The sequence below is a fragment of the Microcystis sp. LE19-131.1A genome, from assembly GCF_027532015.1.
GTDB lineage: Bacteria > Cyanobacteriota > Cyanobacteriia > Cyanobacteriales > Microcystaceae > Microcystis > Microcystis ichthyoblabe_A.
Genome location: NZ_JAPZSS010000157.1, coordinates 9,968 through 33,665, shown reverse-complemented (window position 1 = coordinate 33,665; position 23,698 = coordinate 9,968). Strand labels below are relative to the sequence as shown.

General features: G+C 40.0%; 4 protein-coding genes. All 4 read left to right on the top strand.

Features of this window, described 5'->3' with window-relative positions; genetic code table 11:
• Positions 1-12: 12 nt before the first annotated feature.
• Genes O9323_RS12525 through O9323_RS12510 form a run of 4 tightly spaced genes read left to right on the top strand, consistent with a single transcriptional unit; the run spans position 13 to position 23,586 of the window.
• A complete protein-coding gene (locus O9323_RS12525) occupies positions 13-3,306 on the top strand; it encodes a non-ribosomal peptide synthetase (RefSeq protein WP_288125209.1) in 3,294 nt (1,097 codons plus the stop codon).
• On the top strand, positions 3,303-17,459 hold the full coding sequence (locus tag O9323_RS12520) for a non-ribosomal peptide synthetase (protein WP_288125208.1): 14,157 nt from the start codon (positions 3,303-3,305) through the stop codon (positions 17,457-17,459). Before O9323_RS12525 ends, O9323_RS12520 begins: the two co-directional genes overlap by 4 nt.
• Positions 17,456-19,333, top strand: a complete 1,878-nt coding sequence (locus O9323_RS12515; protein WP_002777035.1) for a TubC N-terminal docking domain-related protein — start codon at positions 17,456-17,458, stop codon at positions 19,331-19,333. The genes O9323_RS12520 and O9323_RS12515 overlap by 4 nt, the downstream gene beginning before the upstream one ends.
• Entirely contained in the window at positions 19,330-23,586 is a 4,257-nt protein-coding gene (locus O9323_RS12510; protein WP_288125207.1) for a non-ribosomal peptide synthetase, read from the top strand. The genes O9323_RS12515 and O9323_RS12510 overlap by 4 nt, the downstream gene beginning before the upstream one ends.
• Positions 23,587-23,698: the final 112 nt, after the last annotated feature.

The following is a 23,698-nucleotide window of genomic DNA, read 5'->3' as shown; positions in this document are numbered from 1 at the left end:
ATGAACTCCCAGATGAATAGCACAAATAGACAAAATGTAGCCGATATTTATCCCCTATCGCCGATGCAACAGGGGATGTTGTTTCATAGCTTGTATGAGCCAGATGCAGATGTATATTTCGTCCAATTCAGTTGTAATTTAAAGGGCAATGTCGATACAACAATATTTGAGCAAGCTTGGCAAAGGTTAGTAGAAAAGTATGTCGTTTTCCGTACAGCTTTTATTTGGGAAGCATTGAGCCAACCTGTACAAGTAGTCTATCGACAAGTAACTGTGAGAGTCGCTACTTATGATTGGCAACATTTAACCGCACAACAGCAAGAACAGGAATTAGCAGTTTTTTTGGAGAGTGATCAGCAAAAATCCCTAGAATTGTCTGAAGCTCCATTAATGCGCCTAAATCTGATCAAGTTGGATAAAAATACCTATCAATTTGTTTGGAGTAGTCATCATTTATTACTTGATGGTTGGTCTTTATCTTTAGTGATTAAAGATTTTTTAAAGATTTATCAAGAAATTTCTCAAAATCAGATTAGCACTGATCAACCTGTTGTCAGCTATCGCCAATATATTGCTTGGCTACAGCAACAGGAACAAAAACCAGCCGAGGAATTTTGGCAACAAAAACTGCAAGGTTTTACTGCTCCTACTCCTTTGGTAATAGAAAGATCATCAAATTCTAAAAATAGCAACGTCTATAAAAAACAGCAAATTCAGTTCCCCGCTTCAACCACAGCCGCCTGCCAGTCTTTTGTTAGGAAAAATCGCTTGACACTGAATAATTTAGTGCAAGCAACTTGGGGATTATTGCTATCGCGCTATAGCCAAGAAACAGACATAGTATTTGGTGCGACTGTATCTGGTCGTGAGACATCTATTGCTGGTATTGAAGCAATGGTGGGATTATTTATTAATACCTTGCCCATGCGAATCCAAGTTAAACCGGACACCTCAGCACTGACTTTATTGAAAGATTTACAAGCTCAGTTAGTTGAGTCTAATCAATACTCATATAGTTCATTAGCAGAGATTCAAACTTGGAGTGAAATCCCTAGAAGTGCATCTTTATTTGACAGTATAGTTGTTTTTGAAAATTATCCAGTTGACGCTACTGCGGTCTTAGGTAATGATAGTTTTTATCTGGAAAATATTCAGGTTTCTCAACAAACTAATTATCCTCTAACATTAATTGCGCTCCCTGGGGAGCAATTACAGGTGCGAATTAGCTATGATACTAACCGATTTGATGATGGGACAATTACTCGCCTATTGGGGCATTTTCAAACCTTACTGGAGGGAATTGTCGCCAATCCAGAGGCGCGAGTTTCTCAATTACCTCTGCTGACAGAATTTGAGAAAAATCAATTATTAATAGACGGTCATAATCCGCAGGTTGATTACCCAGTTACTAAGTGTCTTCATCAGTTATTTGAAGAGCAGGTAAAACGCACACCCGAAGCGGTAGCAGTTGTATATTCAGATCAACAATTAACCTACAATGAATTAAATAATCGAGCTAATCATTTAGCACATTATTTACAGTCTTTGGGAGTAAAACCTGATCAATTAGTGGGGATTTGTCTTGAACGTTCTTTAGAGATGATTGTGGGTTTATTGGGGATATTAAAAGCGGGTGGTGCTTATGTTCCTCTTGACCCTGAATATCCGATTGAACGGTTAAGCTTCATGTTAGAAGATGCTCAATTATCAGTGCTGTTAACGCAACAAAAGCTAGGAGAAACTCTACCTCAACATCAAGCGCAGATTATTTATTTAGATACCGACTGGGAAAAAATTGCCGAAAACAGCCATTCAAATCTAGAAAACACCGTCACCCCAGATAACTTAGCTTATGTTATCTACACTTCCGGTTCCACAGGTAAACCGAAAGGGGTGTTAGTCAATCACTCCAATGTCGTGCGATTATTTGCCGCTACAGATGCTTGGTATAATTTTAATAGTCAAGATGTCTGGAGTCTATTTCATTCCTACGCTTTTGACTTTTCGGTGTGGGAAATGTGGGGAGCTTTGTTATATGGTGGACGCTTGGTAGTTGTACCCTACTTAATAACTCGTTCCCCCGAAGCATTTTATCAGCTATTATGTCAAGAAAAAGTAACAATTCTCAATCAAACTCCTACCGCTTTCCGTCAGTTAATTCAAGCTGAAGAATCCTTAAAAGGAAGTTTTCCCTTATCAAGGGGGGATCGTTCATCGACAACAGATAACGATTTAAGCTTACGTTTAGTTATTTTTGGAGGAGAAGCTTTAGAAATTAACAGCTTACAACCTTGGTTTCAGCGCCATGGCGACCAATGCCCCCAATTAGTTAATATGTACGGAATTACAGAAACTACCGTTCATGTGACCTATCGACCATTAAGTATGACCGACTTGGATAGTACAGCTAGTGTGATTGGTCGTCCCATTCCCGACTTACAAGTATATTTACTAGACCAATATTTACAACTTGTACCGGTTGGTGTACCCGGTGAGATGTATGTGGGGGGTGCAGGAGTAACAAAAGGTTATCTCAATCGTCCTGAATTAACAACAGAAAGGTTTATTTCTAGTCCTTTTGATCCCCCCCTCCCCCCCCTTAATAAGGGGGGCAATGAGCCGTCAAAATTATATAAAACGGGAGATTTAGCCCGTTATTTACCTAAGGGAGAGTTAGAATATTTAGGGCGCATTGACAATCAAGTTAAGATTCGGGGTTTTCGGATTGAGTTGGGGGAAATCGAAGCATTATTAGCATCTCATCCCCAGATTTGGGAAACAGTAGTAATAGTGAGGGATGATACAACAGGAGATAAACGTCTTGTGGCATACATTGTGCCACAATCGGAAAAAACGATTACCATTAACGAAATACGGCAATTTCTGAAAGCTAAATTACCCAGTTACATGGTTCCTAATGCTTTCGTTATTTTAGATGCCTTACCCCTTACTGCTAATGGTAAAATAGACCGTCGTGCTTTACCCCCATCAGAATCTAGTAGTGAACCATCAGAAAAATATGTTGCGCCGCGTAACCCGATTGAGGATATATTAGTAAATGTTTGGTCAGAAATTCTAAAAGTAGAGAAAGTGGGCATCAATGATAACTTCTTTGAACTGGGAGGACATTCCCTACTAGCCACTAAATTAGTAGCACAGATCCGTGATCGCTTGAAAGTTGAACTTCCCCTACGTCAGTTATTCAACTCGGCCACACTAGCAGAATTAGCCCAAGAGATTGAACAGTTAAAACAGCAAAAATCCGATACCATCGTTCCAGCAATTTTACCAAGAAAAAGAAAATGAATTTTGAAGAATTACCCCTATCTTATGCTCAACAGCGTTTATGGTTCTTAGATCAATTAGAACCAAACAGTCCCTTTTATAATATTTCCCTGGCCTTGCATTTAGCAGGAAATCTCCAAGTAGATGTCCTCGAAAAAAGCCTACAAGAAATTATTCAGCGCCATGAGTCCCTCCGCACAAATTTCGCCACTATTGAGGGAAATCCTGTACAAGTAATTAAACCAGAAAGTAATTGGCAATTAACGCTTGTCAATGGGAAAGACAGCCCAAAATATCGAGAAGAGCAGGAAATAAAAAAATGGCTAGAAATTCACAGTCATCAACCTTTTGATTTAGCCAATGACTCCCTGATTAGGGCCACCCTACTTAAGTTATCAGACACAGAACATTTTTTGCTGATTTGTCTGCACCATATTGTCTCTGATGGTTGGTCAATGGGGGTATTTATTGAGGAATTGACAACCCTTTATAATGCCTATACTAAAGGTTTAGAACCTCTTTTACAAGAGTTGCCAATCCAGTACGCAGATTTTGCAATTTGGCAAAGGGAATATTTACAGGGAGAAATCCGAGAAAATCAGTTAAATTACTGGCAAAAACAGTTAGCAGCAGCACCCGCTTTATTACATCTACCTACGGATTATCCCCGTCCTCTACAACAAAGTTTTCAGGGAGATCGGATAAAATGTATCCTTTCTCCAGAACTTAGTCAAGGGTTAAATAAGCTGAGTCGGGAAAAAGGTGTCACCTTATTTATGACCCTGTTAACCGCATTTCAGACCTTACTCTATCGTTACACAGGACAAACAGACATTTTAGTCGGTACTCCCATCGCTAACCGTACTCGTAGTGAATTAGCTGGGTTAATCGGCTTTTTTGTCAATACCTTAGTCTTAAGAACAGATTTAGCCAGAAATCCCAGTTTTAGCGAGTTATTAAAACAGGTACGAGAAACAGCAACGGATGCTTACGACCATCAAGATTTACCTTTTGAGATGTTAGTAGAGTCCCTACAACCTGAAAGAAATATGAGTTATACTCCTTTATTTCAGGTGATGTTTGGTTTAGATAATGAAATTGTAGATGGTATAGATTTAGAAGGAATAAAAGCCACTCGTCAGCCTTTAGAATTTAAGACATCTAAGTTCGATTTAAGTTTATCTATACAGGTAAAAGAAGCCGGATTAACTGCGATTTGGGAATATAATACAGATCTGTTTGACAAAAGTATAATTGAGCGATTATCAGGGCATTTTGTTAACCTATTAACTGGGATCATTGCTAATCCAGAACAAGTAATTGGTCAATTACCTTTACTAACAAAAAGCGAGACTAATCAGTTATTATTTGATTGGAATCAGACTGAAACTGACTACAAAAATGATTTATGTCTGCATCAGTTGTTTGAACAACAAGTAAAACAGAATCCACAGGTGATCGCAGTTAAATTAGAAGATGAATTTTTAACCTACGAGGAGTTAAACTGTAAGGCTAATCAGTTAGCCCATTACCTACAATCTTTGGGAGTAAAATCCGATAGTTTAGTCGGGATTTTTGTTGAACGTTCCCTAGACATGATTATCGGAATCCTGGGAATACTTAAAGCAGGGGGAGCTTACGTTCCTTTAGATATTAATTATCCAAAAGAGCGAATTACCTATATTCTTGAAGATACTCAACTTAGTATTCTCCTGACTCAATCACAACTTCTGGAACAATTACCAGCATTTCAAGGAATAACCATCTGTTTAGACCAAGACTGGTCAACAATTGCCAAACAGAGTACAGTTAGCCCTTTGGTAGCAGTTGAGCAGCACAATTTAGCCTATATTATCTACACCTCCGGCTCCACAGGTCAACCCAAAGGGGTAATGATTGAACATCGCTCAGTAGTCAACTATATACTGACTACTATTCGAGAGTATGGTATTACCTCAGAGGATCAAATTCTGCAATTTTCTTCTATCTGCTTTGATGCTTCCGTTCAAGAAATCTTTGTTAGTTTGTTATCGGGTGCGACCTTGGTATTGCGAACAGAAGAGATGTTGCGCTCTAGTGAGTATTTTTGGCAATGTTGTCAAAAATGGCAATTAACAGTTTTGGGTATTCCTACTGCTTATTGGCATCAATTAGCCTCTGAATTAACCCCTGATACCCTGCCAATTCTCTCAAAGATTAAACTAATTGTCATTGGTGGGGAAGCCATTCAACCGGCAAAAGTACAGCAATGGCAAACAGTTACAGGCCAATATTCCCCTCTTCCTCGACTATTAAATGCTTACGGACCAACGGAAGCAACCATTGTGGCGACTTTCTCCGAATTTACTTCACCAACTATAACCAATATTCCCATTGGGCGACCCATCAGTAATACTCAGGTTTATATTCTCGATGCTTGCTTACAACCTGTTCCTGTGGGGGTAGCTGGAGAATTACATATTGGTGGTATGGGATTAGCGCGGGGTTATCTCAATCGTCCCGAATTAACCCAAGAAAAATTTATCCCTAATCCTTTTGAGAAGGATGAAGTGATCCCCCCAACCCCCATTAATAAGGGGGGCAATGAGCCGTCAAAATTATATAAAACGGGAGATTTATGTCGGTATTTACCCGATGGTAAAATCGAATATTTAGGACGGATTGACAATCAAGTAAAAATTCGCGGTTTCCGTATTGAATTGGGAGAAATTGAAACCGTTCTTAGTCAGCACAATGCAGTAAAAACGGCTGTTATTATTGCCCAAGAAGATGAGACAAATCAGAAACGTTTAGTCACCTACATTGTTGCAAAAAAAGAGCAAGATTCCCTTAATATTACTCAACTGCGGCAATTCCTGAAAGCCAAGTTACCAGAGTATATGATTCCTAGTGCCTTTGTCATTTTGGAATCCCTACCCTTAACGCCTAATGGTAAAATCGATCATCGTGCTTTACCGGCTCCCGAATTCCAAAGCCAAGAGCAGTATATCGCGCCGCGTAACCCCATTGAGGAGATATTATCCTCGATTTGGGCAAAAGTGTTAAAAGTTGCACAGGTGGGGATTCACGACAACTTCTTTGAGTTAGGTGGACATTCATTATTAGCAACGCAACTAATTTCGCGCATCCGTGAGGCTTTTCAGGTAGAAATGCCCTTACGGGAGTTATTTGTTGCACCGACAATCGCCGAATTAGCCCAGGAAATAAAACGGATTTCCGAAGGAGAACAACTCACTGAATTGCCGATTTTACCCAGGGACAAAACAGCAGAACTACCCTTATCTTTTGCTCAGACTCGTCTCTGGTTTTTGGCTGAATTTGAGTCGAATAGTTCTTTTTATAATATACCACTAGCCTTGCGTTTAGAGGGAAACCTGAACTCAGAAATCTTAATTCAGAGTTTAGAAGAAATTTGCGATCGCCATGAAGCTTTACGCACCAACTTTATTACCGTTGATGGTATCCCTACCCAAGTTATACAGACACGAACCTGGACAGTTACGGTTGTTGATTTACAGCATTTATCTGGTAGTGAAAAAGTAATTGCGTCTCAAGAGTTAGCACAAAATCAAGCGATTCAACCCTTTGACTTAGCTGGTGAACCCTTAATCAGAATCACTTTATTGGTGTTATCTGAAACGGAACATCTCTTATTAGTCTGTATGCACCATATTGTCAGTGATGGCTGGTCAATGGAGGTATTTCTTCAGGAACTAACCTCCCTCTATAATGCCTATATTCAGGGTTTATCTTCGCCTCTAAATCCCCTATCTATCCAGTATGGAGATTTTACCCTTTGGCAAAGACAATGGCTGCAGGGAGAGGTATTGCAACAGCAACTAGACTACTGGCAAAAACAGTTAGCCGGCGCACCGGCCCTCCTATCTTTACCAACAGATAGACCTCGACCCAATCAACAAAGTTTTGCTGGGGGACATTTACCCTTTAGCCTTTCTTGGGAATTAACCGAAAAACTGACCCAATTAACCCAGGAACAGGGTGTCACCTTATTTATGACCCTGTTAACAGCTTATGCTGTCTTACTTTACCGTTATACAGAACAGGAAGACATCTTAATTGGTACTCCCATTGCTAACCGTAATCCCAGGGAAATTGAAGGTTTAATCGGCTTTTTTGTCAATACTTTAGTCCTGCGAATTGACTTGTCAGGTAAACCCAATTTTAATCAGTTATTGGGTCGAGTGCGGGAAATGGCAATGGATGCCTATGCTCATCAGGATTTGCCTTTTGAAATGTTAGTAGAAGTCCTACAACCTGAACGAGATTTAAGTCACGCGCCTTTATTTCAAGTGGATTTTCTGTTGCAAAATAGTCCCCCGTCTCCCTTAGAACTAACAGGATTAACTGCCACTCCCCTCACCACAGAAAATGACACCGCCAAATTTGATCTAACCCTGGCTATGGAGAATACCGGTGCAGGATTACAAGGGGTATGGGAATATAATACCGATTTATTTGATCGCAGTACCATTGAGCGATTAACAGGAAATTTCATCACCTTATTAGAAGCATTAGTTGTTAACCCGCAACAGCCAATTTTCCAACTACCCTTGTTAACAGAGGTAGAGTCACAACAATTATTAAAAGATTGGAATGCGACGGAAAAAGATTATCCTTTCCATCAATGTGTTCATCATTTATTTGAAGAACGAGCAGCACGAACACCGGCTGCAGTAGCAGTAGTCTTTGAGGGTCAAGAATTAACCTATCAAGAATTAAATATTCAGGCGAATCAATTAGCCCATTATTTACAATCTTTGGGGGTAAATTCAGAAGTTTTAGTCGGCATTTATCTAGAGCGATCGCTGTTAGTTATTGTCGGATTATTGGCAGTTCTCAAAGCTGGGGGAGCCTATATACCTTTAGACCCAGATTATCCTCAGCAACGGTTGACTTATATGGCAGAAGATGCCCAAATTTCTCTACTGCTAACTCAAGAAAGTTTACTCGATTCTTTGCCAGTAGAAGATGTGGGGGTAATTGTCTTAGATAAATTAGCCGAGATTTTGACAGTTCAAAGTCCAGAAAATCCCTTCAGTGAAGTAGCACCAGAAAATCTATTATGCCTATTATATACATCTGGTTCAACCGGTAAACCTAAAGGAGTGATGTTAACCCACGCGGCCTTAGTTAATCATAGTTGGGGCATTAGTGAAGTATTCGGTTTAACAGAATCTGATCGCGTTTTACAGTTTGCTTCCTTTGGCTTTGATGTCGCTGCGGAAGAAATTTTCCCCACCTGGTTAAAAGGTGGCACAGTGGTCTTAAGACCAGGGCAAATGTTCCCAACTTTGACTGATTTTGCCGATTTTATCGAACAAGAAAGCCTCACCGTTTTAAATATTACCCCTGCCTATTGGCATGAATGGGCGCTCGCCGTTTCCCAATCATTAGCTACTGTACCATCCAGTCTGCGGGTTGTCGCTGTGGGAGGGGATGCAGTGTTACCAGAAACCGTCAATATTTGGCGACAAATGGTCGGGAAACGGGTTCAATGTATCAACGTCTATGGACCCACAGAAGCGTCTGTAACCGCCATAGTTCATGACTTGCTAGATTATCAGTCAGAGAAAATCAATTCGGTGCTGATTGGTCGTCCCATTGCTAACACAAAAGCCTATGTTCTGGATCAAAATCTGCAACCTGTACCCATTGGAGTTAAGGGAGAATTGCATTTATGCGGTGTTCGTTTAGCGCGGGGTTATCTGAATCGTCCCGAATTAACTGCTGAAAAATTTATTAACAATCCCTTTGCTAATGCAGCTTTCAATCGTTTGTATAAAACGGGAGATTTAGCGCGTTATTTACCCGATGGTAATATTGAATGTTTTGGACGGATTGACAATCAGGTTAAAATTCGCGGATTCCGTATTGAGTTAGGAGAAATTGAAGCGGTACTTAACCAAAATATTGATGTACAAACATCTTGTGTGATTATTCGGGAAGATACCCCGGGGGATAAATATTTAGTCGCCTACATAGTAGCTCATTACGAACGCATACCGATGATTAGTGAACTGCGTCAGTTTCTGTCCAGTAAATTGCCTTTGTATATGGTTCCTCAAGCTTTTGTTTTTCTGGAATCTTTACCCCTTACTACTAATCGTAAGGTAGATCGTCGCGCTTTACCCGCACCAGATAAAATAGGAAATCGCCGGGATCAATATGTAGCACCACGCAATGGAATTGAAGAGATGTTGGTGCAAATTTGGACAGAAATACTCAAAATAGAGCAAGTGGGAATTTATGATAATTTCTTTGAAATTGGCGGCCATTCTCTCCTCGCAACTCAATTAGTTTCTCGGATTCGGAGTTTATTTAAAATAGAACTACCTTTGCGGAGTTTATTTGGTGCAGCTACGGTAGCCGAATTAGCGCATCTTATTGGACAATTACAGCAGCAAAATCTGACGCTAACAGTACCCCCGATTTTACCGAGAACTAAGGATACAGAATTACCTCTATCTTTTGCTCAACAGCGTTTATGGTTTTTAGATCAATTGCAACCAAATAGCGCTTTATACAATATACCGATGGTGTTGCATTTCCGAGGCAACCTCAATCAAAAGGCCTTAGAACAAAGTTTACTAGAAATCTGTGATCGCCATGAAGTATTACGGACTAATTTTGTCACGATTGATGGACAACCGACTCAGATTATTCAAACAACAAGGGAGACAATATCGGTCGTTGATTTACAAGATTTACCCATCCATGAACAAGAAGAAAAAACACAGCAATTAAAGCAAAAACAAGCCACTCAACCCTTTGATTTAGCCAAAGAATCCTTAATCAGAATCACTTTAGTGGTGCTATCCGAGACGGAACATCTCTTATTAGTGTGTATGCACCACATTATTAGTGATGGTTGGTCAATAGAAGTATTTATTCACGAACTGACCAGCTTATATAATGCTTACACTCAAAATCATCCCGCAAATTTAGCTCCCTTACCGATTCAGTATGCAGATTTTGCAGTTTGGCAAAAACAATGGTTACAAGGGGATGTCCTGCAAACTCAATTAAATTACTGGCAAAATCAACTAACAGCTGCACCCCCTTTATTATCTCTTCCCACAGACCACCCTCGACCTGCGGTGCAAAGCTTTGTCGGTACTCAGCAAGAATTTTCCCTTTCCCCCAAACTTAGCCAAGCTTTGAATGAATTGAGTCGCCAACAAGGGGTGACATTATTTATGACGCTGTTGGCTGCTTTTGATGCTTTACTGTATCGTTATACAGGGTCAAGTGATATTTTGGTAGGAACTCCCATCGCTAATCGTAATCGCGGCGAAATTGAGGGTTTAATCGGCTTCTTTGTTAATACTTTAGTGATGCGGACGGATTTATCAGATAATCCGAGTTTTAGTCAGTTATTAACCCGTGTTCGGGAAGTGACAATGGATGCTTACGCGCACCAAGACTTACCCTTTGAAATGTTAGTCGAAGCGTTGCAACCAGAACGGGATTTGAGCCATACTCCCCTATTTCAAGTCGCTTTTGTCCTGCAAAATACACCCAAGTCTGAGATAGAAATGACAGGCTTAAAGGTGACAGATTTGCCCTTAGAAAATACAACCGCTAAGTTTGATTTAACCTTAGCAATGGTTCACACTGATAACGCATTAAACGGTGTCTGGGAATATAATACTGATTTGTTTGAGAGTAGCACAATTGAACGATTATCAGGGCATTTTCTCAACTTATTAGGGGGAATTGCAGCCAATCCTCAAGCGCGGATTTCCCAATTACCCTTACTGACAGAAAGTGAGACTAATCAGTTATTAATTGAGTGGAACAATACTCAAGTTGACTATCCTGAGTATAAGTGTATTCATCAATTATTTGAGGAACAGGTAAAACGCACACCCGACGCGGTAGCGGTGGTTTGTTCCCAGCAACAATTAACCTACAATGAGTTAAATTGTCGTGCTAATCAATTAGCTCATTATCTGCAAAAATTAGGAGTAAAACCAGATGAATTAGTGGGGATTTGTCTAGAACGTTCCTTAGACATGATTGTGGGATTATTGGGGATATTAAAAGCGGGTGGTGCTTATGTACCTCTCGACCCAGATTATCCCAGTGAACGGCTACAATTTGCCATCGCTGATGCCCAACTGTCATTATTGCTAACTCAAGAGGGATTAATCGATAAATTACCTGAACATCAAGCGCCGCTAATCTTGTTAGACAGATTCACAGAAGAAATTAACCAAAACAGCCAAGATAACCTAACAGGAGTAGTAACAGCCAATAATTTAGCTAATCTCATTTATACCTCTGGTTCTACAGGAAAACCTAAAGGGGTAATGGTGGAACATCGGGGACTATTTAACCTAGCTCAAGCGCAAATTAAAACGTTTAACTTACAGTCAAACTATCGCATTCTCCAGTTTGCTTCCCTCAATTTTGATGCTTCCATTTGGGAAATTATCATGGCAATGGGAGCAGGTGCAACCCTTTATTTAGACACCAAAGACGCTTTAATGCCTGGGTTGCCATTAATGGGGCGATTAAAAGATTATGGTATTACTCATGTTACTTTACCACCCTCAGCCTTAGCGGCTTTGCCCCTAGAAGAAATCCCAGAGTTACAAACAATTATTGTGGCAGGAGAAGCTTGTTCAGAAGAATTGATCAAACAATGGGCTACGGGTAGAAATTTCTTTAATGCTTATGGACCGACAGAAACCAGCGTTTGTGCCACGGTAGAAAAATGGACAGATGCGACGGAAAAAATCACTATTGGTCGTCCCATTGCTAACACCCAAATTTATATCTTAGACTCCCATTTACAACCTGTCCCGATTGGTGTTCCGGGAGAATTACATATTGGTGGTATGGGATTAGCGCGGGGTTATCTCAATCGTCCCGAATTAACCCAAGAAAAATTTATTCCTAATCCTTTTGAGAAGGATGAAGTGATCCCCCCAACCCCCCTTAATAAGGGGGGCAATGAGCCGTCAAAATTATATAAAACGGGAGACTTAGGGCGTTATTTACCCGATGGTAAAATCGAATATTTAGGACGCATTGACAATCAAGTAAAACTTCGCGGCTTCCGTATTGAATTAGGAGAAATTGAGGCCTTACTCAACCAAAATGAGGCGGTACAGTCTTCTTGTGTGATTGTTCGTGAAGATAATCTAGGGGATAAACGCTTAGTTGCTTACGTTGTACCGCAACCCGAAATCAACCTGACAATTAACGAAATACGGCAATTTTTGCGAGCAAAATTACCTGATTATATGGTTCCAACTGCGTTTGTCCTTCTTGATACTTTCCCCTTAACTCCCAATGGCAAAATAGACCGCCGTGCTTTACCTGTTCCCGATTTACAGAGCCAAGGTGAATATATAGCTCCCCGTAACCCCATTGAAGAAAAAATGGCGCAGATTTGGGCTGAGGTACTGAAATTAAAACGAGTCAGTATTGAGGATAATTTCTTTGAATTAGGGGGACATTCTCTGTTAGCAACTCAAGTTATTTCTCGATTACAGGAAACCTTTGAGATTGTTGTTCCCTTGCGTTATCTGTTTGAATCCCCAACCATTGCTCAGTTAAGTGCGGTAATTTTAAAAGAACTGCAAACAGGTTTAGGGTTAAAGCTACCATCAATTGTCCCCGTTAATCGAGAGGATGATATTCCCCTATCCTGGGCCCAGGAACGTCTCTGGTTTGTGAATCAATTAGAAGGAGAAAGTGGGGCTTATACTATTGATTTAACGATGCGTTTGCGCGGAAATCTCAATGTTAAAGCCTTAGAAAAAGCTTTCCAGGCAATTATTCAACGCCATGAACCCCTACGGACTCAATTTAAACTCAAAGATAACAAACCAATACAAGCGATCGATCCTAATGTAACTTTCACCTTACCAGTTGTCAATCTGCAAAACCTCAGTCATTCTGAGCAACAGGTAAAAAACCTGTTATTAGCAGCAGCATCCGAACCCTTTGATCTCGAATCAGGTTCAGTATTACGAGTCAAATTATGGCAAGTCAAGACAGAGGAATATGTACTATTATTAGCCATTCACCATATTGCGGCAGATGGTTGGTCATTAGGTGTTTTAGTTGACGAATTATCGGTCTATTATCGAAGTTTCTGCACCGGGACAAAAGCAGATTTATCTGATTTATCAATACAGTATGCTGACTTTGCCGTGTGGCAGCGTCAATGGTTAACTAATGAAGTATTAGACCGTCAATTAAGCTACTGGAAGCAACAATTAACCGGGGTTCCCCTACTACACCAACTTCCCACAGACCGTCCCCGGCCAGCAATCCAAAGTTTTCGCGGTGGGACGGAGCGACTGCAACTAGATAGTCAACTAACGCAACAATTGAAAAAACTCAGTCAAGAGTCCGGTAGCACTCTTTTTATGACATTACTAGCGGGTTTTGCTGTGTTACTATCTCGTTATAGTCAACAAACAGATGTGGTAATTGGTTCACCAATTGCTAATCGTAACCGCACCGAAATTGAAGGGTTAATCGGCTTTTTTGTCAATACTTTAGTGTTAAGATTTGATTTATCTCAAGACCCGACCTTTGAGGATTTTCTCGCACAAGTCAGACAAACTACTCAAGACGCTTACGACCATCAAGATTTACCCTTCGAGATGTTAGTCGAAAAATTACAAATTGAGCGTCATTTAGATCGTAATCCTTTAACACAGATAGTTTTTGCCCTTCAGAATGCTCCTAGTTCTCCCTGGGATTTACCCGGAGTAAACATTGAGGAGATACCATCGGGACTTGATTCAGTCAGGGTTGACCTAGAAGTTTACCTGTGGGATGCACCGGAAGGATTGGGCGGTTTTTGCTCTTATAACAGGGATTTATTTGCTGCTGAAACTATTGTCCGTATGATGACTCATTTTACGACTTTGTTGGCGGCAATTGTGGAAAATCCCTGGCAACCAGTGGCCTTGTTTCCCTTATTAACTCCAGAGGAAAATTATCAACTATTAGAAGGGTGGAATGAGACAAAAGCTGATTACTCCTATAACAAGTGTATTCATCAATTGATCGAGGAACAAGCAGCGCGTACCCCTGATGCAGTAGCAGTAGTTTTTGAAAGTCAACAGTTGACTTATAAACAATTAAATAGTCGGGCTAATCAACTAGCTCACTATTTACGCTCTTTAGGCGTAGAAACCGAGGTAATAGTCGGTTTATGTGTAGAACGCTCTTTAGACATGATTGTGGCATTAATAGGCATCCTTAAAGCCGGTGCTGCCTATCTCCCCCTTGACCCAGAATATCCTCAAGAACGCCTACAATTTATGTTAGAGGATAGTCAAGTACCTTTATTACTAACCCAAAGTTCACTGATTGATAAACTCCCAAATCATCAAGCTAAAACTGTATTTTTAGCTGAAATTTGGCAAGAAATTAAACCAATGAACTGGGATAATTTGACGGGGAAGGTAACAGCTTCTAATTTAGCTAATGTGATTTATACTTCTGGTTCTACGGGTAAACCTAAAGGGGTGATGGTTGAACATCAAGGGTTATGTAACTTAGCTTTGGCTCAAATTCAGACTTTTGCTGTGTCTTCTCAGAGTCGAGTGCTTCAATTTGCTTCTTTTAGTTTTGATGCCTGTATTTCAGAAGTTTTGATGGCTTTGGGAGCAGGCGCTACACTTTATTTGGCAAGTAAAGAAAATTTAATGCCCGGCCTACCCTTAATCAAGCAATTACGAGATAATAAGATTACTCATATTACTCTACCGCCATCAGCTTTAGCGGTACTACCGTGGGAAAATCTTCCCTCTCTGCAAACTATTATTGTTGCCGGGGAAGCTTGTTCTCCTGAATTGGTGAAAAAATGGTTACAGGGACGAAACTTTTTCAACGCTTATGGACCCACTGAAGGAAGTGTTTGTGCAACGATAGCTAAATGTACGCCGGTTGATGAAAAAATAACTATTGGTCGTCCGATTCCCAATGTGCAGGTTTATATTTTAGATTCTCATTTACAACCGGTTCCTATTGGTGTACCGGGGGAATTACATATCGGAGGAGCAGGGGTAGCCAGAGGTTATTTGAATCGCCCAGAATTGACACAAGATAAATTTATTCCTAGTCCTTTTGAGGAGCAGGGTCTAATCCCCCCATCCCCCCTTAATAAGGGGGGCAATCAATGGTCAAAATTATACAAAACAGGAGATTTAGCTCGTTATTTACCTGATGGAAGAATTGAATATCTGGGACGAATTGACAATCAGGTTAAAGTAAGGGGTTTCCGTCTCGAATTAGGGGAAATTGAAGCAGTTTTGAGCCAACATCCCTTAGTACAAGAAGCGGTGGTGATAGCTCGCGCTGATCAGGCAAGTGATCATGATCATGACCAGCTTAATACTAATTTAGTAGCCTACTTAGTTCCGGCTCTCAAGGGTCAAGTATTGCCTGAACAGCTTGCTCAATGGCAGAGTGAATATGTTAGTGATTGGCAAAAAATTTACGAAGAATCCTACAGTAAACCCCAACCTAAAATTGAAGACCCCACTTTTAATATTAGTGGTTGGAATAGTAGTTATACGGGACAAGCTATTCCTGCAGCAGAAATGCGGGAATGGGTTGATCAGACGGTGAGCCGAATTTTAGGAAATCAACCACCGCAACGAGTGTTAGAAATTGGTTGTGGAAGTGGATTATTGCTATTCCGTGTGGCGAAACATTGTCAGGAATATTGGGGAGCCGATTATTCCGCTGCTACTATTAATAATTTAGAACATTTATGTGGCACAATTGAAGGTTTAGAGGGCAAAGTAAAATTATTACACCGAACAGCCGATGATTTTACCGGTATTCCCCAAGCTACTTTCGATCGAATAGTGATTAACTCTGTGGTTCAGTATTTCCCTAGTGTCGATTATCTATTACAAGTTATCGCAGGAGCAGTCAAGACGATTGCGGATCAGGGTCAAATTTTCTTAGGTGATATCCGTAGTTTGCCCTTACTAGAGTCTTACCACGCCGCGGTACAGTTAGCTCGCGCTGAAGCTAATAAACCCCTTGAACAATGGCAAAAACAGGTGAATCAAAGTGTAGCTACCGAAGAAGAATTGTTAATTGAACCTCAGTTCTTTATCGCTCTTAAACAACGTTTTCCGCGAATTTCTTGGGTAGAAATTGCACCGAAACGGGGTCAGGCTCAAAATGAGTTAACCCAATTCCGCTATGATGTTACTTTACATCTGGATACTGATGTTCAAAAAACGACAATTTCTTGGCTAAATTGGCAACGAGATGGGTTTTCTTTAGCGCAACTACAAGATAAACTGAAACTGGAACAACCAGAATATTTAGGTATCAGGGATGTACCCAATCAACGATTACAAAAGGCACTACAAATTTTAGACTGTTTAGAAAATCCTCCTGGGGTAACAACGGTGGGAGAATTGCGGCAATTGTTAGCAAAAAATACCGGAATAGGGATTAATCCTGAGCAAATGTGGCAACTGGGAGAACAGTTAGGTTACACTGTTCATCTCAGTTGGTGGGAAGGTAGTCAAGATGGTTCTTTCGATGTAGTTTTCTGTCGCCAGAATGCCATCTTAGAACCGATAATAAGTAAAGTTGATCAACAACCATACCCCAATTTTTGGGATGATGGGACGATTATTCCCAAATCCTGGACTGATTATACGAATAATCCCCTATACGGTAAATTAGTCCAGAAGTTGGTGCCACAGGTGCGGGAATTTGTCCAACAAAAGCTACCTAGTTATATGGTTCCCCAGGCTTTTGTTTTGCTTAATACCCTACCTTTGACTCCTAATGGTAAAGTAGATCGGCTGGCTTTGCCTACACCCGATACAGCTACACGCAATTTGGCTACGGGATTTCTAGCACCTCGTACCGCGATTGAAACTCAAATGTCTCAAATTTGGAGTGAAGTTTTGGGAGTCGAACGTATTGGAATTAAGGATAATTTCTTTGAATTGGGAGGACATTCTTTGTTAGCAACTCAGGTTATCTCCCGTTCCCGCGATCTTTTCTCGGTGGAATTGTCTTTACAAAATCTGCTGGAATACCCAACTATCGCTAATTTAGCCGAAATCATTGAAGTTCTTACCGTTGCACCGGGAGAAACATCTATGACTGAAACCTTAGAAGATTATGAGGAAGGAGAACTATGAAAACAGTTGAATTTTTAGCTTATCTCAACAGTTTACAAATTAATCTATGGGTTGAAAATGATAAACTACGCTATCGTTCACCCCAAGGAGTAATGACCCCAGAATTATTGGGAAAGTTAAAAGAGCGGAAAGAGCAATTAATTGCTTTATTGCGCCAAAAAGCTGAGGATTTAAGTGAAGCAGAAGTTTATGATGTCGTCATTTGTGGCGGTGGATTAGCTGGTTTAACCTTAGCAAGACAGTTAAAACTGCAAAAGCCGAATATTTCTGTCATTGTTCTCGATAAAATAGCTCGTCCTTTACCAGAAGCCAGTTTTAAAGTGGGAGAGTCAACAGTTGAAGTGGGTGCTTTCTATTTAGCCAATACGCTTCAATTAACAGATTACCTTGAAAAGCAACATTTAGTTAAACTAGGATTGCGATATTTCTTTAACAATAGTGCTACTCATTTTCAAGATAGACCCGAACTAGGTTTATCAGAGTTTCATCTTCCTAATTCCTATCAAATTGATCGGGGTAAATTAGAGAATGATTTACGCGCCTTTAATCTCGAAGCAGGAGTAGAATTACGCGAAAATTGTTCAGTTAATGAGATTGAACTCGCCGTTGGGTTACAGCAACATCATAAAGTTGTTTATACTCAAGAAAAAGGAAATCATAAAAAAACTAAACTCATTCAAGCTAGATGGGTGGTTGATGCAATGAGTCGCCGTCGTTTTCTGCAAAAAAAATTAGGCTTAGATAAACCTAATAATGCTCAATTTGGTGCTGTTTGGTTTCGGATTGAGGGTCGCTTTGATATCAGCGATTTTGTCCCTAGTAGTGAAGAAAAATGGCATAATCGTGTTCCCAATAAAAACCGTTACTATTCTACCAATCATTTATGCGGTGAAGGTTACTGGGTTTGGACAATTCCTCTATCCACAGGTCATACCAGTATTGGTATTGTCGCTCGCCAAGATATTCATCCTTTAAAGAATTATTATAACTACGAACTGGCTTACCAATGGTTACAGAAAAATGAGCCGACTTTGGCTTTTCACTTAGCCGATAAAAAACCGGAAGACTTTAGGAAAATGCCCAAATATAGCTACTCATCTAAACAAGTATTTTCCTACAATCGTTGGGCTTGTGTCGGTGAAGCAGGGACATTTCCCGATCCTTTTTATTCTCCAGGTACCGATAATATTGGCTTTGGTAATTCCTTAACAACTCAGTTGATTACCCTTGATCTAGAAGGTAAACTGACGCAGGAAAAAGTCAAAGATGCAAATTGCTTTTATCTAAGCTATAGCGATGGAGTAACCTTGAATATTCAAAACGCCTACAATTGTCTGGGTAATGGCATGGTGATGGCAACAAAATTTATCTGGGATACGTTGTCAGGCTGGACATTTAGTGGTTTGATGATGTTTAATTCTATCTACCTTGACCAAGAATTTAGAACGAAAGTTCAACAGATCAATAGCAAATTTTTCCCCCTTTCCTATCGAATGCAGCAGTTATTTAAGGATTGGGCGAATCAATCTTTACATCGGGTTAATTTTGAATTTATTGACTATTTAGCAATTCCTTTTGTCGAGGAACTGCGATCACGAAATTTAAGATACAACCAAACCGAGTCAGAAATCATTGAAAACTATCTCAGTAGCTTAAAATTGTTAGAGGAGGTAGCTCAAGTTATGTTTCACCTAGCTCTAGAAGATACTATGCCAGAAATGTTACCAAAAGTTAGCTCTAATTCTTGGTTAAATGCCTGGGCAATTAGTCTAAATGCTAGTAAATGGGAATCTGATGGACTTTTTGCTCCTAAGAGTGAACCTCGTAATTTAGACCTAATTAAACAACAACTTTGGGAGGCAATTGGTAAGTGAAAGTAGGAGAATTTTTAGCCTATTTAAAGGGTTTAGACATTAAACTATGGCTGGAAGGCGAAAAACTTCGTTTTCAGGCTCCCAAAGGGGTTATGACCCCAGAAATTAAAGAAGAAATCGCTGCCCAAAAAACTGAAATTTTGGACTTTTTAAAGGCGGCAAAAATCCCAACTAATACTGTTGATTTAGAGATTATTCCCGTGTCACGGGATCAGGATTTACCCCTCTCTTTTGCTCAACAACGACTCTGGTTTCTGCAGCAACTTTCCCCGGATAGTCATTCCTATAATCTGTTGGAAGCTTTGCGGTTAGAAGGCTCCCTCAATCTGTTGGCTTTAGAACAAAGTCTCAGTGAACTGATTCGCCGTCACGAAATTTTAAGAACTACTTTTCCCATGGTAGAAGGGCAACCAATTCAGCGAATTGCTCCCCCTTCACCCGTCAGTTTACCCCTTCAAGATTTACAAAATTTATCAAAGAATGAACAAACAGAACATCTGCAAGAAATAGCGATTGCTTTCTCCTTAAAACCCTTTGATTTAGCCAAGGAATCATTAGTCCAATTTAAGTTACTTAAACTGGGTTCTCAAGAGTATGTATTGCTGTTGAAGATGCACCATATTATTTACGATGGTTGGTCTTTGAGCATCTTCTTTGATGAATTATCTCAACTTTATGCGGCCTTTGTCCGGGGGTTGCCTTCCCCTCTCCCTGAATTATCGATTCAATACGCCGATTTTGCCGTATGGCAACGTCAATGGCTCACCGGTGAAGTCCTGGAACGTCAACTTAATTACTGGCGAAAACAGTTACAAGATGCGCCTACTATTTTAGAATTGCCGACGGATTATCCCCGTCCTCCAATTCCTAGTTTCCGGGGTGATGGACAGGTTTTTCGCCTGACTCTTGACTTAACCCAACGCCTCAAACGGTTAAGTCAAGAGTCAGGAGCAACGCTATTTATGACTTTACTGGCAGCCTTTTTTGTCCTAATTTCTCGTTATAGTGGTCAATTAGATGTTTTGGTGGGTTCTCCCATAGCTAATCGTAATAGTTCGGCAATTGAGAAATTGATGGGATTTTTTGCCAATACTTTGGCTTTAAGGGTTGATTTAGGGGGAAATCCCAGTTTTCTGGAGTTATTAGAACGAGTAAAGCAAACGACTTTATCAGCTTATGCTCATCAAGATTTGCCTTTTGAAATGTTAGTAGAAAAATTACAATTAGATCGGGATTTAAGTCATAATCCTTTGATACAGGTAATGTTCTCACTGCAAAATACTCCCCAATCTGAGGCCAGTTTATCTGGCTTAAAGATGGAGAATTTGCCTTTATCTGTTGAGCTTAAAGCGCGATTTGATTTAGAGGTAAATTTTTGGGAAGTTTCTGATCGTTTAGAAGCGGTTTGGTGTTATAGTACCGATTTGTTTGCCAACCGTACTATTAACCAAATGGGGCAACATTTTCAGAATCTCTTAACTGCGATCGCATCTAATCCCAATATGGGAATTTTTGAGTTATCGATGTTAAGTGATGAAGAACGTTATCAATTGTTATCATTGTGGAACGAAACTCACACAGATTATCCCTCTGATAAATGTATTCATCAATTATTTGAAGAACAGGTAAAACGCACACCCGACGGGGTAGCAGTGGTATGTTCAGAGCAACAATTAACCTACAATGAATTAAATAATCGAGCTAATCAATTAGCCCATTACCTGCAAAAATTAGGAGTAAAACCTAAGGAATTAGTGGGGATTTGTCTAGAGCGTTCCTTAGACCTGATTGTGGGATTATTGGCTATTCTTAAAGTCGGTGGAGCTTATGTTCCTATTGACCCAGATTATCCCCAAGAACGCATTAGCTTCATGCTCCAAGATACCCAGGTTAAAATAATATTAACCTGCGAATCTTTACAGAATTCCTTGCCAAATCATCAGGCTATTGTTGTCTGTTTAGATAAAGATTGGCCACAAATTAATCAGACAAGTCAGGAGAATCTGAACAGCGCGGTTTCTGCGGATAATTTAGCCTACGTTATTTATACTTCTGGTTCTACAGGTAAACCTAAAGGTGTTGAGGTTATTCATCGTAGCGTTAACCGTCTTTTGTTTGGCGTAAATTACGCACATCTGGATGCAACACAAAGATTTTTACAAATGGCTCCCATTGCTTTTGACGCTTCTACCTTTGAGATTTGGGGTGCTTTATTACATGGTGCGAGATGTGTGATTTTTACGGAAGATATTCCTACCGCTACAAGTTTAAGAAATGCAATAGACAAACATGGCATTACTATTTTATGGCTAACGGCTGCTTTGTTCAATAAGATTATTGACGATAATTCCCAAGCTTTATCAGGAATTAAACAGCTACTAATTGGTGGAGAAGCACTTTCAGTTGCTCATGTTCATAAAGCACTGGAAACTTTGCCATTGACGCAAATTATTAATGGATATGGACCAACAGAAAGTACAACTTTTACCTGTTGCTATCCTATTCCTAAACAACTAGAGGCAACAATAAAGTCAATTCCCATTGGTTGTCCAATCTCCAACACACAGGTTTACATTTTAGATAACTATCTCCAACCTGTCCCGATTGGTGTAGTAGGAGAATTACATATTGCTGGTGTAGGATTAGCCAAAGGTTATCTTAACCGTCCCGAATTAACCCAAGAAAAATTTATTCCTAATCCTTTTGAGAAGGATGAAGTGATCCCCCCAACCCCCCTTAATAAGGGGGGCAATGAGCCGTCAAAATTATATAAAACGGGAGATTTAGCCCGTTATTTGCCTGATGGTAATATTGAATATATTGGGCGGATTGACAATCAGGTGAAAATTCGCGGCTTCCGTATTGAATTGGGAGAAATTGAGGCTGTACTTAGTCAAAATCAGGCGGTACAGTCTTCTTGTGTGATTGTTCGTGAAGACAATCCGGGGGAAAAACAATTAGTTGCCTATATTGTGCCTAAGCTAGGAGTAAACCTAACAAGTGGCGATTTGCGTCAATTTCTTAGCCATAAATTGCCCGGTTACATGGTTCCGAGTGCCTTTGTGCTGCTGGAGTTTTTGCCTTTAACAGCTAACGGAAAAATTGATCGTCGTGCGTTAAAAGCTCCTAGTAATACCAGTGATTCAGACAGATTTATTGAAGCGCGTAATCAGTTAGAATTAAACCTCGTGCAAATCTGGTCAAAAGTGCTAAAGATTGACAAAATTAGCGTGCATGATAACTTTTTTGACCTCGGTGGTCATTCCCTTTTAGCTCCTTATTTAATCACCCAAATTAAAGAACAGTTAGGCAAAGAAATTGCCGTAACTACAATATTTCAAAACCCAACTATTGAACAGTTAGCGACCATTATCCAAACCGATGCAGATTCCTCTAACCAGTCTTGTTTGGTTCCCATTCAACCCCAGGGTTCAAAGCCTCCTTTCTTCTGTGTTCCAGGCGCCGGGGGACGACCATTTTATTTTTACCATTTAGGACGTTGTTTAGGAAAAGATCAACCTTTCTACAGTTTTGAAAATGATCTCTATCAACAGTTTGGAGAAATCACTCGTATTGAGGATATAGCCAGTATTTATCTTCAAGCAATGCAGGATTTACAACCCCAAGGCCCCTACTTTTTGGGAGGACATTCCTACGGTGGTAATGTGGCTTTTGAAATGGCTCAACAGTTGGTTAATCAGGGTCAACAAGTGGCATTACTAGCAATAATTGATTCTTCAGCACCAACTTATAAAGATAAGCAAATTTTGCTAGATTATATTGATTGGGATCATGCGCGGTGGTTAGCTGAAGTCAGCAAAGGTATCGAAGTTTATTTAGATAAAACCATCGATATTTCCTATGAAACTCTTCAACTCTTAACAGTGGAGGAACAATTAAAATACGCCTTAAACTTTTTTAAACTGGCTAATATGCTTCCTCCCAATGCGGAAACTAGGCAGCTTGAAAAAATTGTCCAAGCCTATAAAACTAGCTGTTTATGTCTGATTGATTATCTCCCTAAACAGATTTATCCTGGTAAAATTACGATTATACGGGCCAGGGAGGAATTAGCTGATGATCCAAATAAAGATTTAATAGCTGGAGATTGCGAGGATTCCTCTTTAGGCTGGAGTGAATTTTCTACAGAGCCAGTTGAGATTCATTTCGTACTAGGAAATCATGTCTCGATTATGGTGGAACCCCATGTCCAGATTTTAGCCGAAGAGTTAAAAGTTTGCCTTGAGATTTGATACCAAACCCGTTTTTAAGACTATGGTTAACTGCCAATTCAACTTGAAAAACTCAGTTATCAATTGTTTCTCCCCAATCTCCTGTATCTTTTAAACAGGATTTAATCTAAGA

Coding starts and splice junctions, on each gene's coding strand:
- O9323_RS12525 (WP_288125209.1), top strand. CDS start 13: ATGAATAGCACAAATAGACAAAATGTAGCCGATATTTATCCCCTATCG.
- O9323_RS12520 (WP_288125208.1), top strand. CDS start 3,303: ATGAATTTTGAAGAATTACCCCTATCTTATGCTCAACAGCGTTTATGG.
- O9323_RS12515 (WP_002777035.1), top strand. CDS start 17,456: ATGAAAACAGTTGAATTTTTAGCTTATCTCAACAGTTTACAAATTAAT.